We start from the raw sequence: 2,567 nt of genomic DNA on the forward strand, positions 1-2,567 counted from the left end.
CTATAACCGGAAAATCAGATTATACGGAACAGTGGTTGAAATTTAAAACAGGAAAGGAATATGGTGATTATATGAAAACGATCAGGGTGAAGTTTGCCAATACCGGAGATACTGATTTAAATATGGATGATATTGAAATCAGGAAAAAATAACTGGCAAACTATTTACTTGAATTTATACTTAATATGTCTGCCCGGATGCTGTCGGAGAGCGCAGTATAAAATCCTTTTTTTTGAACTCCAGATCTGATGGAATCAATTTTAAATATTATGTCAATATTAAACTCCTATGATTTTAGTGCTAGGGCGCAGGTGTTCCGGGCGAATTAAAATCCTGTAGAAATTGTGTTGGTGTTTTTCCAAACTCTTTTTTAAATGCTTTGGTAAAATAAGATTGGGTTTGAATGCCTACTCTGTACATCACTTCTGTCATCAATACATCTTCTTTTGTCATAATTTCAACCGCTTTTCTCAAGCGGATGGACCGTACAAATTCGCCGATAGACTGCCCGGTGATGGTTTTGATTTTTTGATATAGTTTGGTTCTGCTCATTCCAATCTCATTGCACAGGTATTCAATATCCAGACCAGGGTTGATGAGTTGCTGGTCAATGATCGATAGAAGCTTATCCATAAATTCGCGGTCTTTTGAAGAATGTACCAGTTCTCTTAATTCAGTCTGATGGTCCTTAGAATAATGTTCTCTCAGCTTTTGTCGCTGATCGAAGATGTTCCGGACGGTGATCTGTAAAAGATTGATATTTATGGGTTTTGTAAAGTATAGATCTGCACCTGATTCAACACCTTCTATTTCTGCTTCTACACTGTCTTTAGCGGTTAGCATTAAAAATGGAATGTGGCTGGTTTCTAAATCGTTCTTCAATAACCTGCAGAATTCTGTACCGTTCATGCCGGGCATCATCACATCACTAATGACCAGGTCGGGGAAGACTTCCCTGGCCATAAGCAGGCCGGCATGTCCGTCTTCTGCTTCGGAAATGTGATACTCATTTTCCAGTGCTTCTTTAAGAAAGGACCGAAGTTCCTGATTGTCGTCTACAATTAAGATGTGCCGGACAGTTGTTGATGAGATTCCTGTTTTAGGTAAAGGACTTTTGATCGTTGCCGGAAGTTGCTCTTCTGAGGTATAATTAATACTTTCTAATCGTGTTCCGCCTTTATCCTCGCCTTGTCCCCATAGTTCTTCCTTGCTATAATCTGTCTTTGCTAAAGGAATGCCTATAATGATCTCGGTACCCTGATGCTTTTCGCTGGATACCCGGATGATGCCTTTATGCAGGAGTGTTAAGCTTTTTACAAAAGCAAGCCCTACACCTGATCCCATATGCGATTCAGTAATCCTGTAATAACGTTCAAACAGATGATGAATGGAATCGCCGGAGATGCCTATCCCGGTATCTGCAACTCTGATGTACAGATATTGTTTTGCTTCAAAATCGCTTTTAATCAGCAGCTGGTTTTTATAATAGGGTGGTGTGCCCTCTAGTGTATCCAGAATATCAAGTGTAATTTCGCCACCTGACTTGGTATATTTCAAGGAATTGTTGATCAGATTGAGGAGGATTTTCTCCAGGATCTGTCTGTCAAACCAGACTTCTGTAAAATCACGTGTTTTTCCAACTTTAAATATAATCTGTTTTTCCAAAGCCATTTCAGAGAATTCCTCTGCGACTTCATCAATAAACAGGCTCAGGTTGCCTGGAATGACTTTCAGCTTTAAAGCTCCTGTTTCTATTTTTCTGAAATCCATTAACTCATTGATCAGATACAACAGTCGATTGGCATTCCTGTGAATTGTTTTATAATAGTTTTGAAAAGCGGTTTGTGAATCTTCTTTTAACAAACGGTCTATTGGCCCGAGGATCAGTGAAAGCGGCGTGCGGAATTCGTGGGAGATATTGGTGAAAAACTGGAGCTGAACCTGGTGCATTTCTTCTCTTTTTTTCTCTTCCAGGGCACGAAGTTCCAGTTTCCGTTTAAAACTCAATAAAAAATAGGCCAGATACAGAATCAAACAGACTGCGATCAGACGGAACCACCAGGTTGCCCAGTAGGGAGGGGTAATCACTATTTGAACAGAGGTTCCTGTTGTATTCCATATGTTATCATTGTTGGAAGCCCGTACCCTGAAGGTATAGGTGCCAGGATCTAGATTGGTATAGGAAGCTTTACCTGTGAGGCGGTTTTCATTCCACCCTTTGTCAAACCCTTCTAATTGATAGGCATATTTATTGTTTTCAGGTACGGTGTAATTGAGGCCTGCAAAACTAAATGAAAAGGTGTTCTGATCGTAATGAAGACGCAGTTTTTTGGTGAAACTAATGTCTTTGTTGAGGGGAGAGCCCTTTACTTCAGGATAGATTTTATTGTTAAAGATCTGGAATTCTGTAAGGTAAACAGGGGGTACATATTTATTGATCCGGATCTCTTCGGGAAAAAAGGAATTAAAACCGTTAACACCCCCAAAGAACATTTCTCCATTAGCGGTTTTCATTACCGCATTGGCTTCAAACTCCAGGCCCTGCAGGCCATCGGCTGTATTATATT

General features: G+C 40.0%; 1 protein-coding gene. It reads right to left on the reverse strand.

All coding sequences use genetic code 11. The features are described 5' to 3' along the window. Positions 1-300 precede the first annotated feature (300 nt). A partial coding sequence (locus VNZ46_RS11170) for a response regulator (RefSeq protein ID WP_325560239.1) occupies positions 301-2,567 on the reverse strand: 2,267 nt, incomplete at its 5' end.

This window comes from Pedobacter sp., from assembly GCF_035566355.1.
GTDB lineage: Bacteria > Bacteroidota > Bacteroidia > Sphingobacteriales > Sphingobacteriaceae > Pedobacter.